The following is a 20,602-nucleotide window of genomic DNA, read 5'->3' on the forward strand; positions in this document are numbered from 1 at the left end:
ATGTGGACCGTTCGTCGGTCGGAAGCATTGTGACGGACGGACGGGTGGTCTAGTTTAAGACTCAGCCGAATGTCTGCCCACCCCAGGTTCACAAGGAAACGTCCATGCGCTTTGCTGCCCTGCCTCTGCTCTTCGCGCCCCTGCTGGCCCAGGCCGCCACGCTCAGCGTCTGTACCGAAGCGAGTCCGGACGGTTTCGACGTGGTGCAGTACAACTCGCTGACCACCACCAACGCCTCGGCCGACGTGCTGATGAATCGCCTGGTGGAATACGCCGCCGACGAAGGCAAGCTGGTGCCGAGCCTGGCGCAGAGTTGGACGGTGTCCAGTGATGGACTGACCTACGATTTCGCCCTGCGCCCGGACGTGAAGTTCCACCACACCGACTACTTCACCCCGAGTCGCACCCTGAATGCCGATGACGTGGTGTTTAGCTTCCAACGCATGCTGGACAAGAATCATCCCTGGCATGCGGTGGCCAAGAGCGGCTATCCCCATGCCCAGTCGATGCAGTGGCCCAAGCTGATCAAGAGTGTGGAGAAGACCGGCGACCTGGGCGTGCGCATCGTGCTCAACACCCCGGACGCCACCTTCCTGCCGACCCTGAGCATGGGCTTCGCCTCCATCTATTCCGCCGAGTACGCCGAGCAGTTGCTCAAGGCCGGCAAGACCGCTCAGCTCAACGACGAGCCTGTGGGCACAGGCCCCTTCGTCTTCAAGCGCTACCAGAAGGATGCCGTGGTGCGTTACGCGGCCAATCCGGACTACTTCGGCGGCAAGCCCAAGCTCGACGGCCTGATCTACGCCATCACCCCGGATTCGGCGGTGCGCCTGCAGCGCCTCAAGCGCGGCGAGTGCCAGATCGCCCTGTCGCCCAAACCCCAGGACCTGCAGAGCGCCCGCGAGGACAAGAGCCTGCAGGTACTGCAGACGCCGGCCTTTATGACCGCCTTCGTCGGCATCAACACTACCCACCCGCCACTGGACAACATCAAGGTGCGCCAGGCCATCAACCTGGCCTTCGACAAGCAGAGCTACCTCAAGGCGGTGTTCCAGGACACCGCGGTGGCCGCCGACAACGTCTATCCGCCCACCACCTGGGGCTATGCCAAGGACGTGCCGGCCTATCCCTACGACCCGGCCAAAGCAAAGGCACTGCTGGCCCAGGCGGGCCTGAAGGACGGCTTCAAGACCACCATCTGGACGCGGCCCAGCGGCAGCCTGCTCAACCCCAATCCACAACTGGGCGCCCAGATGCTGCAGGCGGACCTGAAGAAGATCGGCGTCGACGCCCAGATCCAGGTGATCGAGTGGGGCGAGCTGATCCGCCGCGCCAAGACCGGCGAGCATGACCTGCTGTTCATGGGCTGGGCCGGCGACAACGGCGATCCGGACAACTTCCTGACCCCGCAATTCTCCTGTGCCTCGGTGCAGTCGGGTCTCAACTTCGCCCGCTACTGCGACAAGACCCTCGATGGCGCCATCGCCAAGGGCAAGACCCTGTCCGACCAGATGGCCCGGGCCACGGTCTATCACCAGGCGCAGCGCATCATCCACGACCAGGCGCTGTGGCTGCCGCTGGCGCACCCGACGGTGACGGTGCTGGCCAAGAGCGGCGTCGAGGGCTACCAGCCCAATCCCTTCGGTCGCCAGGATTTCAGCCAGGTCAGTGGCGGACGTTGAGGCTCGGGTCGGCGCCTCTTCCAGGGGGCGCTAGCGCCAGGGCTGGCCGTCGGTACGCTCCACCAGCTTGACCTTCTGCTGGATGGCGGCGCGCGCCATCATGTGGGCGCTCACTGGCGCGGTAATGAACAGGAACAGGGCGATCAGCAGCTCGTGCAGGCTGAGGCCATCGCCCTGGACGCTGAAGAACAGCATGGAGGCGATGATGGTGGCGCCCACGCCCAGGGTGGTGGCCTTGGTCGGACCGTGCAGGCGCATGAAGAAGTCCGGTAGCCGGTACAGGCCGATGGCGCCGATGAGGGCGAAGCTGCTGCCGATGAGCAGCAGGGCGCAGATCAGAAGTTCGAGCCAGAAGGGCATGGGTGTTCCTCTCTAGAAGCTGTTCATGATCTTGCGAGCTAGAGCCAAGCAAGGCGAAAGACTTGAGGAAGCGGATCGGACTCGCGCCCGAGTTTACGAATGGTAAATGAGCATTCCGAAAGTCTTTTCAATGCAGCTTGGCCGACGCGCAGCTGATCAGGGATAGGTTCTCAGTCGATGATTTCGCCGTGCAGCATATGCTTGCCCAGCGCCACGGTGCCGACGAAGCCGGTCACGGCGATCAGCAGCGCCGCCTCGAAGAAGACGTCGGTAGCCAGCCAGATGCCGAACAGCACGATCAGCGCCAGCACGTTGATGTAAAGGGTATCCAGGGCCAGTACCCGATCCGGGATGTCGGGGCCCTTCACCAGGCGATAGACGTTGAGCACGGCGGCCACGCCCATCATTCCCATGCACAGCAGGGTCACGTAGGTGAGCATTCGAAGATCTCCTTGAGCGGGGCTTCATAGCGAGTCTTGACCTGGTGGATCACCGCCTCCTTGTCGGCGACGTCCAGGCCGTGCAGCAGCAGGGTCTTGCGATCGCCGCTGAGGCCGGACGACACGGTACCGGGGGTGAGGGACACCACGCAGGCCAGCAGGGTGAGGAGGAATTCGTCCTCGATGTCGATGGGAACCTCGATGAAGGCGGGCTTGAGCGCCTCGGTACGCCCCAGCACCAAGCGGGCGACGTGCAGGTTGGCGACGATGATGTCGTACACCACCATGAGCATGTAGCGCAGCAATAGACCTGGACGGCGCAGCCGGGGGGCGCGCAGCAGGAAGTCCTGGCACAGCAGCGGGATGCCCCAGCCGAGCAGCAGGCCCAGCAGCGCCTGGCCGAGGCTCAGGGTGTTGTTGAGCAGCAGCCAGGTCAGGGTCAGGAGCAGGGTGAGCAGCGGATGTGGCAGCCAGCGCTTCATGGGCCAACCCCCCGGACGATGTCGAAGTAGGGCGCGACGTCCAGCAGTTGCCGGGCGGTCTCCAGGGCATAGCCGTGCAGCGGCGCCGCCAGCGTCATGAGCAGCGGACTACCCAGCAGCAGGCCGAGCACGGCGGCGAGCTGGATGGGATCGAGGCGCACGTCCAGGGCCGCGCTGTTGCTGCGCCAGAACAGCGTGGTCCCGGCGCGGGACAGGGCGATGATCATGCCCAGCCCGCCGAGCAGCACCACCGGCCAGATGATCAGCGCCGGCCAGGCGGTGCCGGTGGCCTGCAGTAGCATCACCTTGCCGAGAAAGCCGGGGAAGGGCGGCAGACCGGCCACGGATACCGCACCGAGGAAGAACAGCCCGCCGAGCAGCCGTGGATGGGCCAGCTGCGGACCACTGTTGAGGGTATCGCCCTGGGGACCGCGCTGCTGGGTGATGAGGTCCGCCAGCAGGAACAGGGCGCCGGCGATCCAGGTGCTGTGCACCAGGTAGAACAGCGCCCCGGCCAGGCCCGCGACGCTACCCAGGGCGACGCCGCTGAGCAGCAGGCCCACCGAGATGACCACCAGGTAGCCGAGCAGCGCCTTGAGGTGGTGAGCGGCCAGGGCGCCGAACACCCCGGCAGCCAGGGTGACGGCCGCCAGCGGCCAGAGCCAGGGCAGGACGTAGTGGGCCAGCGGCCCGGCGGCAGCGCCGAACACCAGCAGGAAGACGCGGACGATGGCGTAGAGTCCGACCTTGGTCATGATGGCGAACAGGGCAGCGACCGGCGCACTGGCTGCCGAGTAGGCGCTGGGCAGCCAGAAGTACAGCGGCAGGATGGCGCCCTTGAGACCGAACACCACCAGCAGCAGGAAGCCCGCGGCGGCCAGCAGCGGTGCCTGTGCGGGATCGGCGTTGGCGACCCTCAGCCCCAGGTCGGCCAGGTTCAGGGTGCCGAGCAGACCGTAGAGCAGGCCGATGCCGATCAGGAACAACGCCGAGCCCACCAGGTTGAGCACCACGTAGTGCAGGCCGGCGCGGACCCGAGCGGGGCCGGCGCCGTGCACCAGCAGGGCGTAGGAAGCGATCAGCAGGATCTCGAAGAAGACGAAGAGGTTGAACAGATCGCCGGTGAGGAAGGCGCCGTTGATGCCCAGCAGCTGGAATTGGAACAGCGCATGGAAATCCGGGCCGCGTTCGTCGTCGCCGCGGCAGGCGTAGAGCGCCGCGCAGGCGGCAAGGACCGCCACGGTGACCAGCATCAGCGCGGCCAGGCGGTCCAGCAGCAGGACGATGCCGAAGGGCGCCGGCCAGTCGCCCAGGGCATAGACCTCCAGCTGGCCGCCGTTGGCCCGCTGCAGGAGCAGCAGCGCCAGCGGCAGCAGGGTCCAGGTGGCCAGCAGCGACAGCCAGCGTGCCGTGGTGGCGGACAGCCGCGGGCGCATCAGCAGGAAGGCGCCCATGAACAGCGGCACCAGGATCGGCAGGATGATCAGGTGCTTCATCGGCGTGGCTCCTCGCCGTCCACGTGATCGGTGCGCAGCTCGCCCAGGGCGCGCAGCGACAGGGCGATCACGAAGGCGGTCATGGCGAAGCCGATGACGATGGCGGTGAGCACCAATGCCTGGGGTACCGGATCGGCCTGCTCGGCGGCCTGGCCGATCACTGCCGGCACGCCGGTGCGCAGGCGGCCCATGGCGAACAGGAAGAGGTTGACCGCGTAGGAGAGTAGGGTGAGGCCGAGCACCACCGGATAGAGGCGCGCCCTGAGCAGCAGGTAGACGCCGCTGGCGGTGAGCACGCCGAGGGCCGCGCAGAACAGGATTTCCATGTCAGAGCACCTCCTGGTTGGAGCCGTCCTTGTCCGTCTCGTCCCGGCTGACGTGGCCGAGGTTGGAGAGGATCAGCAGGGTGGCGCCGACGACGGCGAGGTAGACGCCGAGATCGAAGATCAGGGCGGTGGCCAGCTCGGTCTTGCCGATCAGCGGGATGGCGAAGTAGTCGAAGGCGGTGGTGAGGAAGGGGTAGCCGAAGAACCACGAGCCCAGGCCGGTGAGGGCGGCGATCAGCACGCCGAGGCCACAGATGGCGTGGTAGCTGATCGGCAGGCGGCGCTGGGTCCAGGTCACGCCGTGGGCCACGTACTGCAGGATCAAGGCGATGGCGGTGATCAGGCCGGCGATGAAACCGCCGCCGGGCAGGTTGTGGCCACGGACGAAGATGAAGGCCGACACCAGCAGCGCCAGCGGCAGCAGGACCCGCGCCACGTTGTTGAGGATCATCGGATGGCTATCGCGGGACCAGGGGGTGCCCTTGGGATCCACCAGCGGATGCGGCAGGTGCAGATGCTTGAGCAGGCCGTAGACGCCCGCTGCGGCGATGGCCAGCACGGTGATCTCGCCAAGGGTGTCGAAGCCGCGGAAATCCACCAGGATGACGTTGACCACGTTGTAGCCACCGCCGCCGGACACCGAGTTGGCCAGGAAGAAGTCGCCGATGCCCTCGTAGGGGCGGGTCAGCACGGCGTAGGCCAGCAAGGCCACCAGCAGGCCCAGGCCGCCGGCCAGCAGGACGTCGCGCAGGCCGCGCAGGCTGCTGGATTCGATAGGGGTACGATCGGGCATGAAGAACAGCGCCAGCACCAGCAGGATGATGGTCACCACCTCCACCGACAGCTGGGTCAGCGCCAGGTCCGGCGCCGAATAGCGGGCGAACAGCAGGGACACGATCAGGCCCACGGTGCTCAGGGTCATCAGCGCCTTGAGGCGATTGCGGTGGAAGAACACCGTCAGCACCGCGGTCAGCATGAGGATGCCCAGCCCCAGGGCGGTGAGCGGATCGAAGGGCGACAGGGCGACCGGGCCGTGGAGGCTGTCCAGGCCGGACAGCGCCGCCACCAGCAGCACCAGGGTGGCCGACAGCATCAGGGCGATGTAGCCCTGCAGCGAGCCGCTTTCCAGGCGCCCGGTGAGGCGCTGGGCAAAGCCGATCAGGCGATTCAGGCCGTGCTCGAAGACCAGCCGGGCATCGACGTCGGGCAGCCCTGCCTGCCGGCGGAACAGCGGCTGGCGGCAGGCATAGACCAGCACCCCGCCGACCATGGCCAGGATGCTCATCACCAGGGCGGTATTGAAGCCGTGCCAGATGGCCAGGCTGTAGTCGGGCAGGCTGCCGCCGAGGGCGGCGCTGGCGCCGACGGCCAGCAGCGGCGCCACGGTGTAGCCCGGCACCACGCCTACCAGCAGGCACAGCAGCACCAGGATCTCCACCGGGATCTTCATGTAGCGCGGCGGTTCGTGGGGCGGGTAGTGGGGCAGGTCGCGCGGCTCGCCGTTGAAGAAGACGTCGTGGATGAAGCGCAGCGAATAGGCCACCGAGAAGACTCCGTAGAGCACCGCCACTGCCGGCACTATCCAGCTGAAGCTGCCGAACAGGCCGTGGTTGAGGGTCTCGTTGAAGAACATCTCCTTGCTCAGGAAGCCGTTGAGCAGCGGCACCCCGCCCATGGCGGCGGCGGCGACCATGGCCAGCACCGCGGTATGCGGCATGTAGCGCCAGAGGCCGGCCAGACGGCGCATGTCGCGGCTGCCGGTCTCGTGGTCGATGATGCCGGCGGCCATGAACAGCGAGGCCTTGAAGGTGGCGTGGTTGAGGATGTGGAACACCGCCGCCACGGTGGAGAGCTGGGTGTCGAGGCCGAACAGCAGGGTGATCAGGCCGAGGTGACTGATGGTGGAGTAGGCCAGCAGGCCTTTGAGGTCGTGCTGGAACAGGGCCAGGATGGCGCCCACCACCAGGGTGGTGAGGCCGGTGAGGGTGACGATGTAGAACCACCACTCCGAATCGGCCAGCGCCGGATAGAGTCGCGCCAGCAGGAAGACCCCGGCCTTGACCATGGTCGCCGAGTGCAGATAGGCCGAAACCGGGGTTGGCGCGGCCATGGCCTGGGGCAGCCAGAAGTGGAAGGGAAATTGCGCGGACTTGGTGAAGACGCCCAGCAGCACCAGGATCAGCGCCAGCGGATAGAGGGCATGGCCGGTGATCAGCGGGCCGGCGGCGAGGACGTCGCTCAGCTCGAAGCTGCCGACGATATGGCCGATCAGCAGGATGCCGGCGAGCAGGGCCAGGCCGCCGCCGCCGGTGACGGTCAGGGCCATGCGCGCGCCCTGACGGGCTTCCCTGCTGTGGCTCCAAAAGCCGATCAGCAGGAAGGACGACAGGCTGGTCAGCTCCCAGAACACCATTAGCAGCAGCAGGTTTTCCGCCAGCACCACGCCCAGCATGGCACCCATGAACAGCAGCAGGTAGGCGAAGAAGCGCCCGACCTTTTCATCCTTGCTCAGGTAATAGGTGGCATAGAGGATTACCAGCAGGCCGATGACCAGGATCATCAGCGCGAACATCAGCCCCAGGCCGTCCAGGCGCAGGCTGAGATTCAGCCCCAGCGCCGGCAACCAGTCGACCCGGTGCAGCAGCACGGCGCCGTCCAGGACCGCCGGCAGTTGTGTGGCCAGCAGGACCAGGGCCAGGGCGGGGGCCAAGGCAGTGCCCAGGGCGCAGGCACGCCGGCCGAAGCGATCGGTCGCCAGCGACAGCAGTGTTCCCAGGAAGGGTAACGCGATGATCAGCGCCAATACCATGCCTGCATCCTTTAGCTGAGCCGCCTCACGGCGGTTGGTAGATGGGGCTCCCTAGAGGCCTCGAGCGGCATTCGATCCCCGCGCCGGGACGCTTGCCGGGACGGCAGGAGGCGCGCGAAGCGATCTCTGAGTTTCGTACAAGAACCGGCGGTTTAATAACCTAAGGTGATAATAAAAGAGAGACCACGAATTCCTAGGCCTGTCTCCCTTACAAAATATTAGGAAACAGGGCACCGGCGAACGCCAGGACCGTCCCGGCCGGCGGCAGGGGCGTTCCTGACCTCACTGAGACCTCTGGAACGGGCGTTTGCTCAAGGGAATACAAGAAGGCAGCACCCGGCGCGCCGTCCTGGACAGGCGCCGGGTGCGGGGAAGAAAAAACCCCGACACGCCAAAGGAGCAAGAAACGCGTGCCGGGGGTAAACGCTGGCGCTCAGAGCGCCGGCGCGGGGGAAGCGTTGCCCTGGGCGAGACGCGTGGGTTGCACGTCCCAGCCGCCACCCAGGGCCTTGTAGAGGGCGACGATGCCGCGATAGAGCTCGATCTCGCCCTGGGCCTGCTGGTCCTCGGCGGCCAGGCGTTCGCGCTGGGCGTCGAGCAGCACCAGGAAGTCGGTACCCCCTTCGCGGTAGCGGATCTCGGCCTGGTCGGCGGCGGCGCGGCTGGCCACCGACTGGCGGATCAGCGCCTGCAGGCGTTCCTGGCGGCGGCCGTAGTCGCTGAAGGCATTGGCGCTCTCTTCCAGCGCGGTCAGCACCTGCTGCTCGTAGTTGGCCAGGGCCTCGTCGGAACCGGCGCGAGCGCCGCGCAAGCGGGCGCGGACGCTGCCCAGGTCGAAGGCCGGCCAGGTGATGCTCGGGCCGAGTCCCCAGGCACGGGCGGCACTGCTGCCGATCTGCGAGCCACGCCCGGCGGTGAAGCCGAGAAAGCCCGAGAGGCTGACCCGCGGGAAGAGATCGGCGGTGGCCACGCCAACGTCGGCGGTGGCGGCGGCCAGCCGGCGTTCGGCGGCGGCCACGTCCGGACGGCGGCGCAGCAATTCGCCGGGATCGCCGATGGGCAGGCGCTTGGCGATAGCCGGCAGGGCCTTGGGCGAGAGATCCACGCTCAGGGCGTCCGGTCGCTCGCCGAGCAGGGTGGCGATGCGATTGCGGGCGCGGGTGGCCTGGGCCTGGAATTCCGGCAGGCTGGCTTCGGTGGCCGCCAGCCGCGCTTCGCTGCGCTGCACGTCCAGGTCGCTGCCCATGCCCTCGTCCCTCAAGGTCACGGTCAGGCGCCGGGCCTCGCGCTGGTTGCCGAGGTTGTCGCGGGCGATGCGTTCGCGCAGCTGGGCACCGCGCAGGTCGCCATAGGCGTCCACCAGCTCGGCGATCAGGCTGACCTGGAGGGCGGCGAGGTCGGACGCCGCGGCTTCGGCGCGGGCGTCGCTGGCTTCCAGGGCATGGCGAACCCGACCGAACAGATCGATTTCCCAGGCCATGTCCAGGCCCAGGTCGTAGCGGTCGCTGTTGACCCGCTCTTCGGTGAAGCCGGGTTGCTGGGCCTTGCCGAGCTGGCTGCTGGCGCGGCTGGTGACCGTCGGATAAAGGTCGTTGGCGTCGTCGTCGCGCAGGGCGCGGGCGGCGCGCAGCCGGGCGAAGGCGGCGCGCAATTCGCGGTTGCCGTCCAGGCTGCTGGCCACCAGGGCGTTGAGTGTCGGGTCCTCGAACTGGCGCCACCAGAGTGCCTCGAAGCGGCCCTGGTCGTAGGCGCTGGGCTGCTGGCTGGCCTTGAGCTGGGCAGGCGCCGGCTGCGGTGCCTGGTAGTGCGGACCGACGGCGCAGGCGGAGACCGCCAGCGCCAGCAGCAGGGGAGCGAAGACCTTCATGCCTGGGCCTCCTGGGTGAGAGCCGAACGGGCCTGGCGACGCTCCACGAAGGCGCGTACCAGGGTGTAGAACAGCGGTGTGAGCAGCAGACCGAAGAAGGTCACCCCGAGCATCCCGGAGAACACCGCGACGCCCATGGCGTGGCGCATCTCGGCGCCGGCACCGGTGGAGGTCACCAGGGGCACCACGCCCATGATGAAGGCGAAGCTGGTCATCAGGATGGGCCGCAGCCGCAGGCGGCAGGCCTCCAGTACCGCGGCGACGCGGTCCTTGCCTATGGCCTGCTGGTCCTTGGCGAACTCGACGATGAGGATGGCGTTCTTGCACGCCAGGCCCACCAGTACGATCAGGCCGATCTGGGTGAAGATGTTGTTGTCACTGCCGTCCAGGATCACCCCGGTGATGGCCGAGAGCAGGGTCATGGGCACGATCAGGATCACCGCCAGCGGCAGGCTCCAACTCTCGTACTGGGCGGCCAGCACCAGGAAGGCCAGCAGCACGCAGAGCGGGAACACCAGCAGGGCGGTATTGCCGGAGAGGATCTGCTGGTAGGTCAGCTCGGTCCATTCGAAGGTCATGCCGTTGGGCAGCTCCTGCTTGAGCAGTCGCTCGATGGCCGCCTGGGCCTGGCCGGAGCTGTAGCCCGGCGCCGGTGCGCCGTTGATCTCGGCGGTGAGGAAACCGTTGTAGTGCATCACCCGGTCGGGGCCGGCGCTGTCGCTGATCTTGACGAAGGTGGACAGGGGCACCATCTCGCCGCGGTCGTTGCGCACCTTGAGCTGGCCGATCTGCTCGGGCTCCAGGCGGAAGCGCTGGTCGGCCTGGACGTTGACCTGGAAGGTGCGGCCGAAGCGATTGAAGTCGTTGGCGTAGGTCGAGCCCAGGTAGGCCTGCAGGGTATCGAAGATGGCATCGATGGGCACCCCGAGGGTCTTGGCCTTTTCGCGGTCGATGTGGGCATTGATCTGCGGCACGTTGACCTGGTAGCTGGTGAAGAGCGACTCCGGCGCCAGTTCCGGCAGCTGCCGCGCCTTGGCCAGCACGCTCTGGGTCTGGGCATAGAGTTCCTCGTAGCCCAGGTTGCCGCGGTCCTCCACCTGCAGGCGGAAGCCGCCGATGCTGCCCAGCCCCTGCACCGGTGGCGGCGGGAAGATGGCAATGATGGATTCCTGGATGGCGGCGAATTCACCGTTCAACTGGGCGGCGATGGCACCGGCCGACAGCGAGGGGTCACGCCGCTCCTCGAAGGGTTTCAGGGTCACGAAGACGATGCCGCTGTTAGGGCTGTTGGTGAAGCCGTTGATGGACAGGCCGGGGAAGGCCACGGTGCTTTCCACGCCCGGGTGCTTGAGGGCGATGGCCGACATGCGGCGGATGACCTCCTCGCTGCGATCCAGGGTGGCGGCGTCGGGCAACTGGGCGAAGGCCACCAGGTATTGCTTGTCCTGCGGCGGCACGAAGCCGGTGGGGGTCTTGATCAGGCCCAGGCCGGTCAGGCCGAGCAGCACCACATAGAGCACCAGCACGATGGAACCGCCGCGCAGCACGCGGCGCACGGTGCCCACGTAGCCGTGGCTGGCCTTTTCGAAGAAGCGGTTGAAGGGGGCGAACAGCCAGCCGCCGAACAGCCGGTCGAGCAGCCGCGAGAAACGGTCCTTGGGCGCGTCGTGGCCCTTGAGCAGCACCGCGGCCAGGGCCGGCGACAGGGTCAGGGAGTTGAAGGCCGAGATCACCGTGGAGATGGCGATGGTCAGGGCGAACTGGCGATAGAACTGCCCGGTAAGACCGGAGATGAAAGCGGTGGGGACGAACACCGCGCAGAGCACCAGGGCGGTGGCGATGATCGGACCGGTCACCTCGCCCATGGCGCGGCGGGTGGCCGCCACCGGGTCGAGGCCCAGACCGATGTTCCGCTCGACGTTTTCCACCACCACGATGGCGTCGTCCACCACGATGCCGATGGCCAGCACCAGGCCGAACAGGGACAGCGCATTGAGCGAGAAGCCGAAGGCGTGCATCACCGCGAAGGTGCCGATCAGCGACACCGGCACCGCCACCAGGGGAATGATGGAGGCGCGCCAGGTCTGCAGGAACAGGATCACCACCAGCACCACCAGGACGATGGCTTCGAACAGGGTGTGCACCACGGCCTCAATGGAGCCGCGCACGAAGATGGTCGGGTCGTAGACGATCTCGTAGTCCATGCCCTGGGGGAAGCTCTGCTTGAGCTCGGCCATCTTGGCGCGCACCTGGTTGGACAGGTCGATGGCGTTGCTGCCGGGGCGTTGGAAGATCGGGATGGCCACCGCCGGCTGGTTGTTCAGCAGGGATCTCAGGGCGTACTGGTTGGAGCCCAGTTCGATGCGGGCGATGTCGCGCAGCCGGGTGATTTGGCCGTCAGGGCCGGCGCGCACGATGATGTTGGCGAATTCTTCCTCGTCCACCAGGCGACCCTGGGTGTTGATGGCCAGTTGGAAGCTGGTGCTGCCCGGTGCCGGCGGCGCGCCCAGGGCGCCGGCCGCGACCTGGCGGTTCTGCTCGCGGATGGCGGCGACCACGTCGCTGGCGGTCAGGCCGCGCGAGGCCACCTTGTCCGGATCGAGCCAGACGCGCAGGGAATAGTCGCCCATGCCGAACAGTTGGACATCGCCCACGCCGTCCAGCCGCGCCAGCTCGTCCTTGACGTTGATCAGGGCGTAGTTGGACAGATAGAGCATGTCGTAGCGCTGGTCCGGCGAGGTGAGGTGCACCACCATCGCCAGGTCCGGCGAGGCCTTGTCGGCGGTCACGCCAAGGCGCTGCACCTCTTCCGGCAGCTTGGGCAGGGTGCGGGTGACGCGGTTCTGCACCTGCACCTGGGCGGTATCCAGGTCGGTGCCCAGGGCGAAGGTGATGGTCAGGGTCAGCTTGCCGTCGGCGGTGGACTGGGACGACAGGTAGAGCATGTGCTCCACGCCGTTCATGGCCTGCTCCAGGGGCGCAGCGACGGTCTCGCCGATCACCTTGGGGTTGGCGCCGGGGAAGGTGGCGCGCACCACCACGGTGGGCGGCACCACCTCGGGGTATTCGCTGATCGGCAACTGGAACAGCGAGATGGCCCCGCCGATCAGGATGATCAGCGAGAGCACGGCGGCGAAGATCGGCCGGCGGATGAAGAACTGGGAGAAGTTCATCGGAGCGGTCCTTGAGCGAAAGGCGTGCAGAGGCGCAGCCGGCGTCTCCATCGCGGTCATGGACCGCTCCTACAGTAGGAGCGGTCCATGACCGCGATAAGGGCTGCCGACGGGCGTGAAGATCAGGGGTGAAACGAAGGCCTAGCGACTACCCACCTTGAGCGGCTGGGTCGGTGCCGGCAGGCTGGCCAATACCGCGTCGCGCTGGCGCTTGAGCGCGGCCAGGGTGGTGGCATCGGCCATGGGCACCGACTGGGCATCGACGGTCATGCCCGGGCGCACCCGCTGCAGGCCGTTGACCACGATGCGATCGCCGGCTTCCAGCCCCTTGCGCACGATGCGCAGGCCTTCGAGGCGCGGGCCCAGGTCGACGGTGCGATAGGCGGCCTTGTTCTGGCCGTCCACCACCAGCACGAATTTCTTGCCCAGGTCGGTACCCACGGCGGCGTCCTGGATCAGGGTGCCTTCGTAGGTGCCGCTGCCCACCAGCCGCAGCCGGGCGTAGAGCCCCGGGGTGAAGCGACCGTCGGCGTTGTCGAACACGGCGCGGCCGTGGATGGTGCCGGTACGCGGATCGAGCTGGTTGTCCATGAAGTCCATGTGGCCTTCGTGGGAGAAGTCGTCCTCGTTGGACAGCGCCATATAGACCGGGCTGGCCGCGCCGCGCTGCCCCTGGCGGGCCAGGGCCTGCTGCTTGAGGAAGACGCGCTCGTCGGCATCGAAGTAGGCATAGACCTTGTCGGTGGAGACCAGGGTGGTGAGGCGCGTTTCTCCGGCGTTGACCAGGTTGCCGGCGGTCACCTCGGCGCGGCCGACGCGACCGTCGATGGCGGCGCGGACCTCGGTGAAGCCCAGATTCAGGCGCGCGGCATCGAGTTGCGCCTGGGCTGCGGCGACGCTGGCCTTGGCTTCCTGGGCAGCGCTGCGCCGGGCCTCGACGATCTCCGCGGAGATGGCATTGCTGCTGCGCAGGCGCTCGCCGCGGGCGGCTTCGTCGGCGGTCCGGTTGGCATTGGCGCGAGCCTGCTGCAAGCCGGCTTCGAGGCGCTTGACCTCGGCCTGGAAGGGGCGCGGATCGATCTGCAGCAGCAGGTCGCCGCGCTTGACCCGGGTACCCTCGTGGAAGAGCACGCGGTCGACGTAGCCGGAGACGCGGGGGCGGACCACCACGGATTCCGGTGCTTCCAGGCGGCCGGTCACCTCGTCCCATTCCACCACCGGCTGGCGCAGCACCTCGGCGGCGCTCACCTTGGGCGCCGGCGGGGCGGCACTGGCCTGGGGATGGGAATCGCCGCAGGCGGCGAGGAACAGGGTTGAAGTCAGGGCCAGGGGGCCAAGGGTTTTCGCGAAGAGATCCATGTTCGAGTCCGCCCGAGTTGGAGAGAGGTCAGGGAGGCGAGTCTGCCGCCGCGCGCGGGCAGCGACGAATCGAAGGGCTCGAACTTATTTATCGATGGCGATGATGCTTTTGCTGTAGGTATCGCTGGCGATGATAGAGAAGGTCGGAAAGGGCCGAGGTTGAGCCCTTCCACGAAAAGTAAGGATGACGGCGCCGTCTTAAAGACTGTCCGGATCGCCAATGAACATCTGGATGCGCGACCTCAACCAGCGCTCGCCGGGATCGTGGTCCTGGGCGCCGCTCCAGGCCATGGGCAGCTCGTGGCCGCCGTCGTGCAGCTCCGCAGGCGGGTCTTCGTATCTTAGGCCTCCGGTGCTGGCCAGCAGTCGCGCGGTGTAGTCCGGCACCATCACCAGCAGGTCGGTTTCCGCCAGCAGCGAGCCCAGGCCGTTGAACTGGGGTACCGCCAGCACCACTCGGCGTTGGCGGCCGAGCTTGTCGAGCAATTCGTCGACATAGCCGGTGAGGTCGCCAGCGTAGGACACCAGGGCATGGGGCCGGGCGCAGTATTCATCCAGGGTCAGGCGGCCAGGCTTGCTGTCGGCACGCAAGACCTTGAAGCCGAAGCGGCGCACCGGCCGGCGCTTGGCGTTGGCCGGCAATTCCTCGGTATAGCCCACCGCCACGGTGATCTCGCCGGAGGCCAGCATGCCGGCGGCGGTCAGGTAGTTCATTCGTCGCACCACCAGGGTGGTGCCCGGCGCCTCGATGCGGATGCGCCGCAGCAAGGGCGGCAGCAGGGCGAATTCGACGTCATCGGACAGGCCGACGCGAAACACCCGGTCGGCGCTGGCCGGCTCGAAACTCTGGGTCCGGCTCACCGCGCTGGAAATCTGGTCCAGGGCCGGTGACAGCAGGGCGGCGATCTCCAGAGCCCGCGGCGTAGGCTCCATGCTGCGCCCGGTGCGAACGAACAGCGGATCGTCGAACAGGGTGCGCAGCCGCGCCAGGGCGGCGCTGATGGCCGGCTGGCCGAGAAACAGCTTTTCCGCGGCGCGGGTGACGCTGCGCTCGAGCATCAGGGTCTCGAACACGATGAGCAGATTGAGGTCGACGCGGCGCAGATCGGTACGGTTCATTCAGGCCCCGGTAGGGAGTGGATCGATACCCCCGATGTCCATTATCGATGGGGATGCATAGAATCCTAAGGGAAGGCTGGTTAGAGTCCTAGTCATAGCAGTCCGCCTCGGCAACCGTTCCGGGGTCGGCATCAACGCGAGGTAGTCCCATGTCCCGCCTGATCCAGTTCACCGAGTTCGGCCCGCCGGAGGTGCTCAGCTGCATCGACCGGCCCACCCCTGTGGCTGGACCCGGTGAGGTGTTGGTGCAGGTAGAGGCCATCGGCGTGAGCTGGTACGACGTGCTCTGGCGGCAGAACCTCGCCCCCGAGCAAGCCAATCCGCCGGCGGGTCTTGGCTGCGAATTGGCTGGGGTGGTCGCCGCCCTGGGCGAGGGGGTCACGGAATTCGCCGTGGGCGACCGCGTAGCCAGTTTCCTCGGGCACGACATCAATCGCTATCCGGCCTACGGCGACGAGCTGGTTTATCCGGCCACTTCCCTGGTGCGCTACCCGGAGGTGCTCACCCCGGTGGAAGCCGCGGTGCACTACAATCCGCTGCTCACCGTCTATACCGCGCTGATGCACCAGGCCCGGCTGCAACCGGGCGAATGGGTGCTGATCACCGATGCCAGTCGCTGCTGCGGGCCGGTCTCCATCCAGCTGGCCAAGGCCCTGGGCGCCCGGGTCATCGCCAGTACCCACGATGCCGCCGACCGCGACTACCTGCGCGAGTTGGGGGCCGACAAGGTCATCGCCGCCGAGGAGGAGGATCTGGTCAGCCGTATCGCCAGCATCACCGACGGCGTCGGCGTACACGTCGCCCTGGATGCCCTGGGCGGTCCGCAACTGGCGCTGCTCGGCGAGGCCATGGCACCCCGTGGCCGGCTGCTGCTCTACGGCCTCAACGGTGGCAACCAGACCCCGCTGCCGGCCTGCGCGGCCTTCAAGAAGAAATTCAAGCTCTATATCCACTGCGTACAGGACTTCACCGGGCAGCCGGAGATGGGTCTGGAAGCGGACTGCGCCGCGGTTCGCGAGGCCCTGCAACACATCGATCAACTGACCCGCGATCGCTTGCTCAAGGCGCAGATCAAACAGGTGTTCCCCTTCGACCAGTACGTCGAGGCCCACCGCTGCATGGAGCAGTGCCCTACGCGGGGTCGGGTGGTCATCAGCGTCGACTGAACCTGGCAGGCATGAAAAACCCACGCCTTGGCGTGGGTTTTTTATGGGCGTCGAAACTTAGGCGGTAGCTTTCTTCTGCAACGGCGGATTGGCACGGTTCACCCGCGTCTTGGCGCCAAAGAAGGCCACGCTGAGGAAGTGCAGTGGGCTGATTCGCTCCAGTACCACCTTGAGGGCTACCGGCAGGAACAGGCCCATGACCATGCTGACGGTGAAGACCACCCAGACGTCGTGTACCTGCACCTTGTTCAGCACGATGCGCGCGCCGGCGGTACCGAAGACGTGGAACAGATAGATCTCGAAGGAGAAATAACCCAGCCAGGCCAGCGGCTTGAAGTAGAAGCGGCGCGCGATCAGCAGGCTGATGGCGGCCAGGCCCAGAGCGGTACCGACTACGGCCATGTCGGCCTCGTCCAGGTCGACCAGCTCGAACAGGTACGCCTGGTCGATGCCGACCAGGATCGTCAGGGCCACGGCCATGGCCGTGACGTTACGCCGGGTGATGAGCTGGTCGCCGAAGCGATAGAGGCCCAGGCCGAGGAGGAAGAAAGGGAACAGCTGCACGGCCTTGTTGAGGCTGAACAGGTCCGGGAAGCTCTCCCAGACGAAGGACGCCGCCAAGGCCACGGCGAACACCAGGCCATAATTGCGCAGGGTCAGCAGCAGGCCGGCTTTCTCCAGCAGGGCGATCACCACGAAGATGCAGAAGATCGACTGCAGGAACCAGAAGTGCGCGTAGCTGAAGAAGTAGATGCTGAAGATATCGGTCAGCTGCGGCTTGTAGTTGGTATTGGGCACGGCCATCTGCAGGGCGAAGAACAGCGTCGAGACCACTAGCAGCGGAATGCCGATGCGCTTGAACTTACCCTGGTAGAAGCGCGACAGATCGCTGCCGGTATTCACCGGGCGGAGGGCGTAGACATAGCCGGAGATGGCGGTGAACAGCGGCATCCGGATATAGACGAGCGAATCGTAGAGGTAGCGCAGCACGGAGTCGTCGGGCACCTTCATGCCCAGGGTGGACGAGCTGCCGATGACATGGCCCGCTACCATCAGAAACAGCGCCAGTCCGCGAATGGTCTCTATTCGCAGATCCTTCTCGGGCGTGGTCTTGGTCATGCTGAGTCCTCTGTACTAGCTAAGGCGAGACAGCGTTGCCTCAATCGAGCGATGGGGAACGAATGTCGGCGCATCGTTCATCTGAGCCCGCTGAGCTTAGGCTAGTTCGCTCCTCTACTTGCAGGACGGACCGGAAAAGCCCGGGTTTTCTTGCGCTGCATCACTTTTCCGTGAAGCGATTCCCGAAAGTGTGAACTGACAACGCCGGCGAATGCCGGTGATTAAGCTGGCATTGTGCCAGTTTTAAGGATTTCTTAAGCCAAAGGAGGGGCGGGGGATGGCGGCCGGGGCCGCCGGATACTCAGACGAAGGCCTTGCCGTCGAGGACAGCCTTGCGCCAGCGGGTAATGCGTACCTCGGCAGGCAGGCCGACCTGGCTGAAGGGGTCCTGGGCCAGGAAGGCTTCGGCTTCGGCACGGGTTTCCACGTCGACGATGTAGACGCTGCCGCTGGCGGTCTCGCCGTCGTCACTGAGCTTGGCGCCGCAGGCCAGCAGGGCGGCGGCATGCTCACGGAGAAAGTCCAGGTGGGCCGGGCGATGCTGCTGGCGCAGGGCCAGGCTGTCCGGCTTGTCGAAGGTCTCGATCAGAAAAGGCATGGCAGGCTCCGATAGGGGCGGTGGCCCCGGTGGCCGCCGCCCGCGCAGGGTGGCGCGATCCTGGGTACAGCGTCAATCGCAGGTTCGACGACTGACCGCCGCTATCGCCCGGGCATAGCCATAGCAGAGAAACGTATTAAACATTTCTTTATAAAAGATCCATTCTGGCCTTCTTTAATGGAATATAAGGAGGTTCTCATGCTGCTGTCCTTCGGGCTTCTCGCCCGGGTTTTCGTGGTGTTGGCCGTCGCCCTCGGGGTATTGGCACCGGTGCGGGCAGCCGAGCAGCAGTTGCGCATCGGCTATCAGAAAGGCGGCGGTCTACTGGCCGTTCTCAAGGCCCAAGGGACCCTGGAACAGGCCCTGGGTGCCAAGGGCTACCAGGTGACCTGGCGTGAATTCCAGGCCGGACCGCAACTCCTGGAAGCGCTCAACGCCGGCAGCGTCGACGTCGGCTACACCGGTTCGCCGCCGCCGATCTTTGCCCAGGCCGCCGGGATCGATCTGGTCTACCTGGGCGCCGAGCCGGCCAGCGAGGCGGTCGAGGCCATCGTGGTGCCGAATGGCTCCTCGATCCACGCGGTTGGCGAGCTCAAGGGCAAGAAGGTAGCGGTGCAGAAGGGGTCGAGCGCCAACTTCCTATTGGTCGCCGCCCTGAACAAAGCGGGTCTCACGCTCAAGGACATCCAGCCGGTCTATCTGGCGCCCGCCGACGCCCGCGCCGCCTTCGCCAACGGCTCGGTGGATGCCTGGTCGATCTGGGATCCCTATCTGGCGGCCATCCAGCAGAGCCAACCGGTGCGGGTGCTGGCCGACTACAAGGGACTGCTGCATGCCAATAGCTTCTATGAGGGATCGCGCCGCTATGCCGAGGCCCATCCCCAGGTGATCCAGCTGCTGTTGGCGGAACTGGCCAAGGCCGGGGCCTGGGCCAACAGCCACAAGCCGGAGGTGAGTCGCATCCTGGCGCAGCAGATCGGCCTGCCGGAGCCGGTGATCACCACCTGGCAAGCGCGGACCGGTTATGGCGTGACCCCGTTGACGCCCGCGATCATCGCTACCCAGCAAAAGACCGCCGACATCTTCTATGACCAAGGGCTGATTCCGCGCAAGGTGGACGTCAGCCAGGCGGTCTGGAAGGCGCCCTAGGATATGCACCATCTCTGAACTGTCATATTGAAAGCTTCGCTTCCATGAGCTCCTTATAACCGCGCCAGTCAATCATGAGATAGGTATCGAAGTGGGTTTCGTCATGGCCTTCAAGTTTGGTGCGCCTGTGCTGTTGTCAGGGCTGAAAAGTGGTACTTTTCCCAGATGAAATGGCGCGGCGCTCGTGGCTTTGGCACTGGGTCAGTAGGTTGAAAGATCCATTCCTGTTTTGAATGCTATTGAGTCTATAAGAGGCAAGTTAATTGAGTTCTAGAAGGGTCCTGTTCTATGACGTTACGGAAATATCTCGACTTGACAGAGGTACCGGAATACAGAGAGTCATAAGGGAAACCTACGCTGCCTTGCAGCGCCTGCTCTGCGATTTATCCCTCATCCCTGTGGTGGCTGATATCTTATCTGGGGATTTTTTTCCGGCATCCTACGACGACGGGTTTTTTCGTGCAGGGGCAAAGGGTGAACCCATTCGGCCGAAGGCTGGCGACATATTTTTGAGTGTCGATTTGAACTATAAGATAAGCGAGGCAACGATAGCGGTTTTAAGAGGCTATAAGCAGAAGGGCGTTTCGATACATTTCGTTATTTACGATATCTTGCCACTGACCAGGCCTCAATATTTCAACTTCAAGGATGGCTGGTTCGACGATGAGGATTTCATTCTGCAATTTACTCTTTGGCTCAAGGCTGCATGCGAGCTTTCCCAGTCACTGATTTGCATTTCTGCGGCGACGATGCGGGATGTCGCTTCTTGGATCGCCGAGAGCGAAGGTGTCAGGCGACCGATCCTGAAGACATTCCGCCTCGGGACCGGGCATATTCCCGAGCCCGAGAAAGCATCCGAACAGGTGGCGGGTATTTTCGATGGTTCTCCTGTGTTTGTCATGGTGGGTACGGTTGAACCGAGAAAGGCTCATGCGTTGGCATTGAAAGCATTTGACCTGTTGTGGGGTCAAGGACATCGCTTAAAGCTGGTCATAGTGGGTAAGTGCGGATGGGCTTCGGAAACTGTGGTTTCTTCTATGACGCAGCATCGACTATTCGGTAGTTCTCTGCATTTCCTGGAGAATCTGCCTGATAATGAGCTTGCCCATGTCTATCGTGAAGCAGACGCGTTATTGTCTCTTTCCGAGGCTGAAGGCTTTGGCATGCCCAACATCGAAGCCGCTGTCGTAGGCCTACCCATCATCGCCCGTGATATCCCGGTATTCAGGGAGGTTTGTGGAAATGGAGCCTATTACCTGAAGAACGATATTTCTGATGTCGAGCTGGCTCAGGAAGTCCTGGTATGGCTTGAGCGCAGAAGGGAGGGTGCCATACCAACCTCGGACCAGGTAGAGCTGCCGACCTGGGATCAGTCGGCCAAATCGCTGTTGAGCGCCTTGGAGCTCCAAGGGGCTCTCACTCATCCTTGAGTGGAGGCGATTTCGTTCTCGGCTTGT

At 65.4% G+C, this 20,602-nt stretch carries 16 protein-coding genes; 4 read left to right on the forward strand and 12 right to left on the reverse strand.

All coding sequences use genetic code 11. From position 1 onward, the window contains the following. The first annotated feature begins 104 nt into the window (after positions 1-104). Positions 105-1,682, forward strand: a complete 1,578-nt coding sequence (locus tag QZ471_RS07785; protein ID WP_295462420.1) for an ABC transporter substrate-binding protein — start codon at positions 105-107, stop codon at positions 1,680-1,682. Between the two features lie 30 nt (positions 1,683-1,712). On the opposite strand, the gene QZ471_RS07790 is transcribed toward QZ471_RS07785, so the two are convergent. The 10 genes from QZ471_RS07790 to QZ471_RS07835 all read right to left on the reverse strand — a co-directional run bounded on the left by QZ471_RS07790 (position 1,713) and on the right by QZ471_RS07835 (position 15,113). Continuing rightward, a complete protein-coding gene (locus QZ471_RS07790) occupies positions 1,713-2,042 on the reverse strand; it encodes a Na+/H+ antiporter subunit G (protein ID WP_295462421.1) in 330 nt (109 codons plus the stop codon). Between the two features lie 170 nt (positions 2,043-2,212). Continuing rightward, the gene (locus tag QZ471_RS07795) at positions 2,213-2,482 is read right to left on the reverse strand and encodes a K+/H+ antiporter subunit F (protein ID WP_295462422.1); all 270 of its coding nucleotides are present in this window, start codon (positions 2,480-2,482) and stop codon (positions 2,213-2,215) included. Next, entirely contained in the window at positions 2,467-2,964 is a 498-nt protein-coding gene (locus QZ471_RS07800) for a Na+/H+ antiporter subunit E (protein WP_295462423.1), read from the reverse strand. The genes QZ471_RS07795 and QZ471_RS07800 overlap by 16 nt, the downstream gene beginning before the upstream one ends. Beyond that, positions 2,961-4,460, reverse strand: a complete 1,500-nt coding sequence (locus QZ471_RS07805) for a monovalent cation/H+ antiporter subunit D (protein ID WP_295462425.1) — start codon at positions 4,458-4,460, stop codon at positions 2,961-2,963. Before QZ471_RS07805 ends, QZ471_RS07800 begins: the two co-directional genes overlap by 4 nt. Then, positions 4,457-4,786, reverse strand: coding sequence for a Na+/H+ antiporter subunit C (locus tag QZ471_RS07810; protein ID WP_295462426.1), 330 nt, complete (start codon positions 4,784-4,786; stop codon positions 4,457-4,459). The genes QZ471_RS07805 and QZ471_RS07810 overlap by 4 nt, the downstream gene beginning before the upstream one ends. Before the next feature lies 1 nt (position 4,787). Next, on the reverse strand, positions 4,788-7,595 hold the full coding sequence (locus tag QZ471_RS07815) for a monovalent cation/H+ antiporter subunit A (protein WP_295462427.1): 2,808 nt from the start codon (positions 7,593-7,595) through the stop codon (positions 4,788-4,790). Positions 7,596-8,028: 433 nt separating this feature from the next. Continuing rightward, positions 8,029-9,462, reverse strand: coding sequence for a TolC family protein (locus tag QZ471_RS07820; RefSeq protein WP_295462429.1), 1,434 nt, complete (start codon positions 9,460-9,462; stop codon positions 8,029-8,031). After that, positions 9,459-12,635, reverse strand: a complete 3,177-nt coding sequence (locus QZ471_RS07825; RefSeq protein ID WP_295462431.1) for an efflux RND transporter permease subunit — start codon at positions 12,633-12,635, stop codon at positions 9,459-9,461. Before QZ471_RS07825 ends, QZ471_RS07820 begins: the two co-directional genes overlap by 4 nt. 141 nt (positions 12,636-12,776) lie before the next feature. Further along, positions 12,777-13,994, reverse strand: coding sequence for an efflux RND transporter periplasmic adaptor subunit (locus tag QZ471_RS07830; RefSeq protein WP_295462433.1), 1,218 nt, complete (start codon positions 13,992-13,994; stop codon positions 12,777-12,779). 198 nt (positions 13,995-14,192) lie between these two features. After that, positions 14,193-15,113, reverse strand: a complete 921-nt coding sequence (locus QZ471_RS07835) for a LysR family transcriptional regulator (protein ID WP_295462435.1) — start codon at positions 15,111-15,113, stop codon at positions 14,193-14,195. 149 nt (positions 15,114-15,262) lie between these two features. On the opposite strand from QZ471_RS07835, the gene QZ471_RS07840 reads away from it, so the two are divergent. After that, on the forward strand, positions 15,263-16,279 hold the full coding sequence (locus QZ471_RS07840; protein ID WP_295462437.1) for a zinc-dependent alcohol dehydrogenase family protein: 1,017 nt from the start codon (positions 15,263-15,265) through the stop codon (positions 16,277-16,279). A 57-nt stretch (positions 16,280-16,336) separates the two neighbouring features. Here the strand turns inward: QZ471_RS07840 and QZ471_RS07845 are convergent, their stop codons facing one another. After that, positions 16,337-17,398, reverse strand: a complete 1,062-nt coding sequence (locus tag QZ471_RS07845) for an acyltransferase (RefSeq protein WP_295462439.1) — start codon at positions 17,396-17,398, stop codon at positions 16,337-16,339. 301 nt (positions 17,399-17,699) lie between these two features. After that, positions 17,700-17,996 carry a YciI family protein gene (locus tag QZ471_RS07850; RefSeq protein WP_295462441.1) on the reverse strand — a complete coding sequence of 99 codons (297 nt, stop codon included), beginning with the start codon at positions 17,994-17,996 and terminating at the stop codon, positions 17,700-17,702. 198 nt (positions 17,997-18,194) lie between these two features. On the opposite strand from QZ471_RS07850, the gene QZ471_RS07855 reads away from it, so the two are divergent. Then, the gene (locus QZ471_RS07855; RefSeq protein ID WP_295462443.1) at positions 18,195-19,145 is read left to right on the forward strand and encodes an aliphatic sulfonate ABC transporter substrate-binding protein; all 951 of its coding nucleotides are present in this window, start codon (positions 18,195-18,197) and stop codon (positions 19,143-19,145) included. 362 nt (positions 19,146-19,507) lie between these two features. Next, a complete protein-coding gene (locus QZ471_RS07860; protein WP_295462445.1) occupies positions 19,508-20,575 on the forward strand; it encodes a glycosyltransferase family 1 protein in 1,068 nt (355 codons plus the stop codon). The last annotated feature ends 27 nt before the right edge of the window (positions 20,576-20,602 follow it).

It is taken from the genome of uncultured Pseudomonas sp. (genome assembly GCF_913774235.1).
Classification (GTDB): Bacteria; Pseudomonadota; Gammaproteobacteria; order Pseudomonadales; family Pseudomonadaceae; genus Chryseomonas.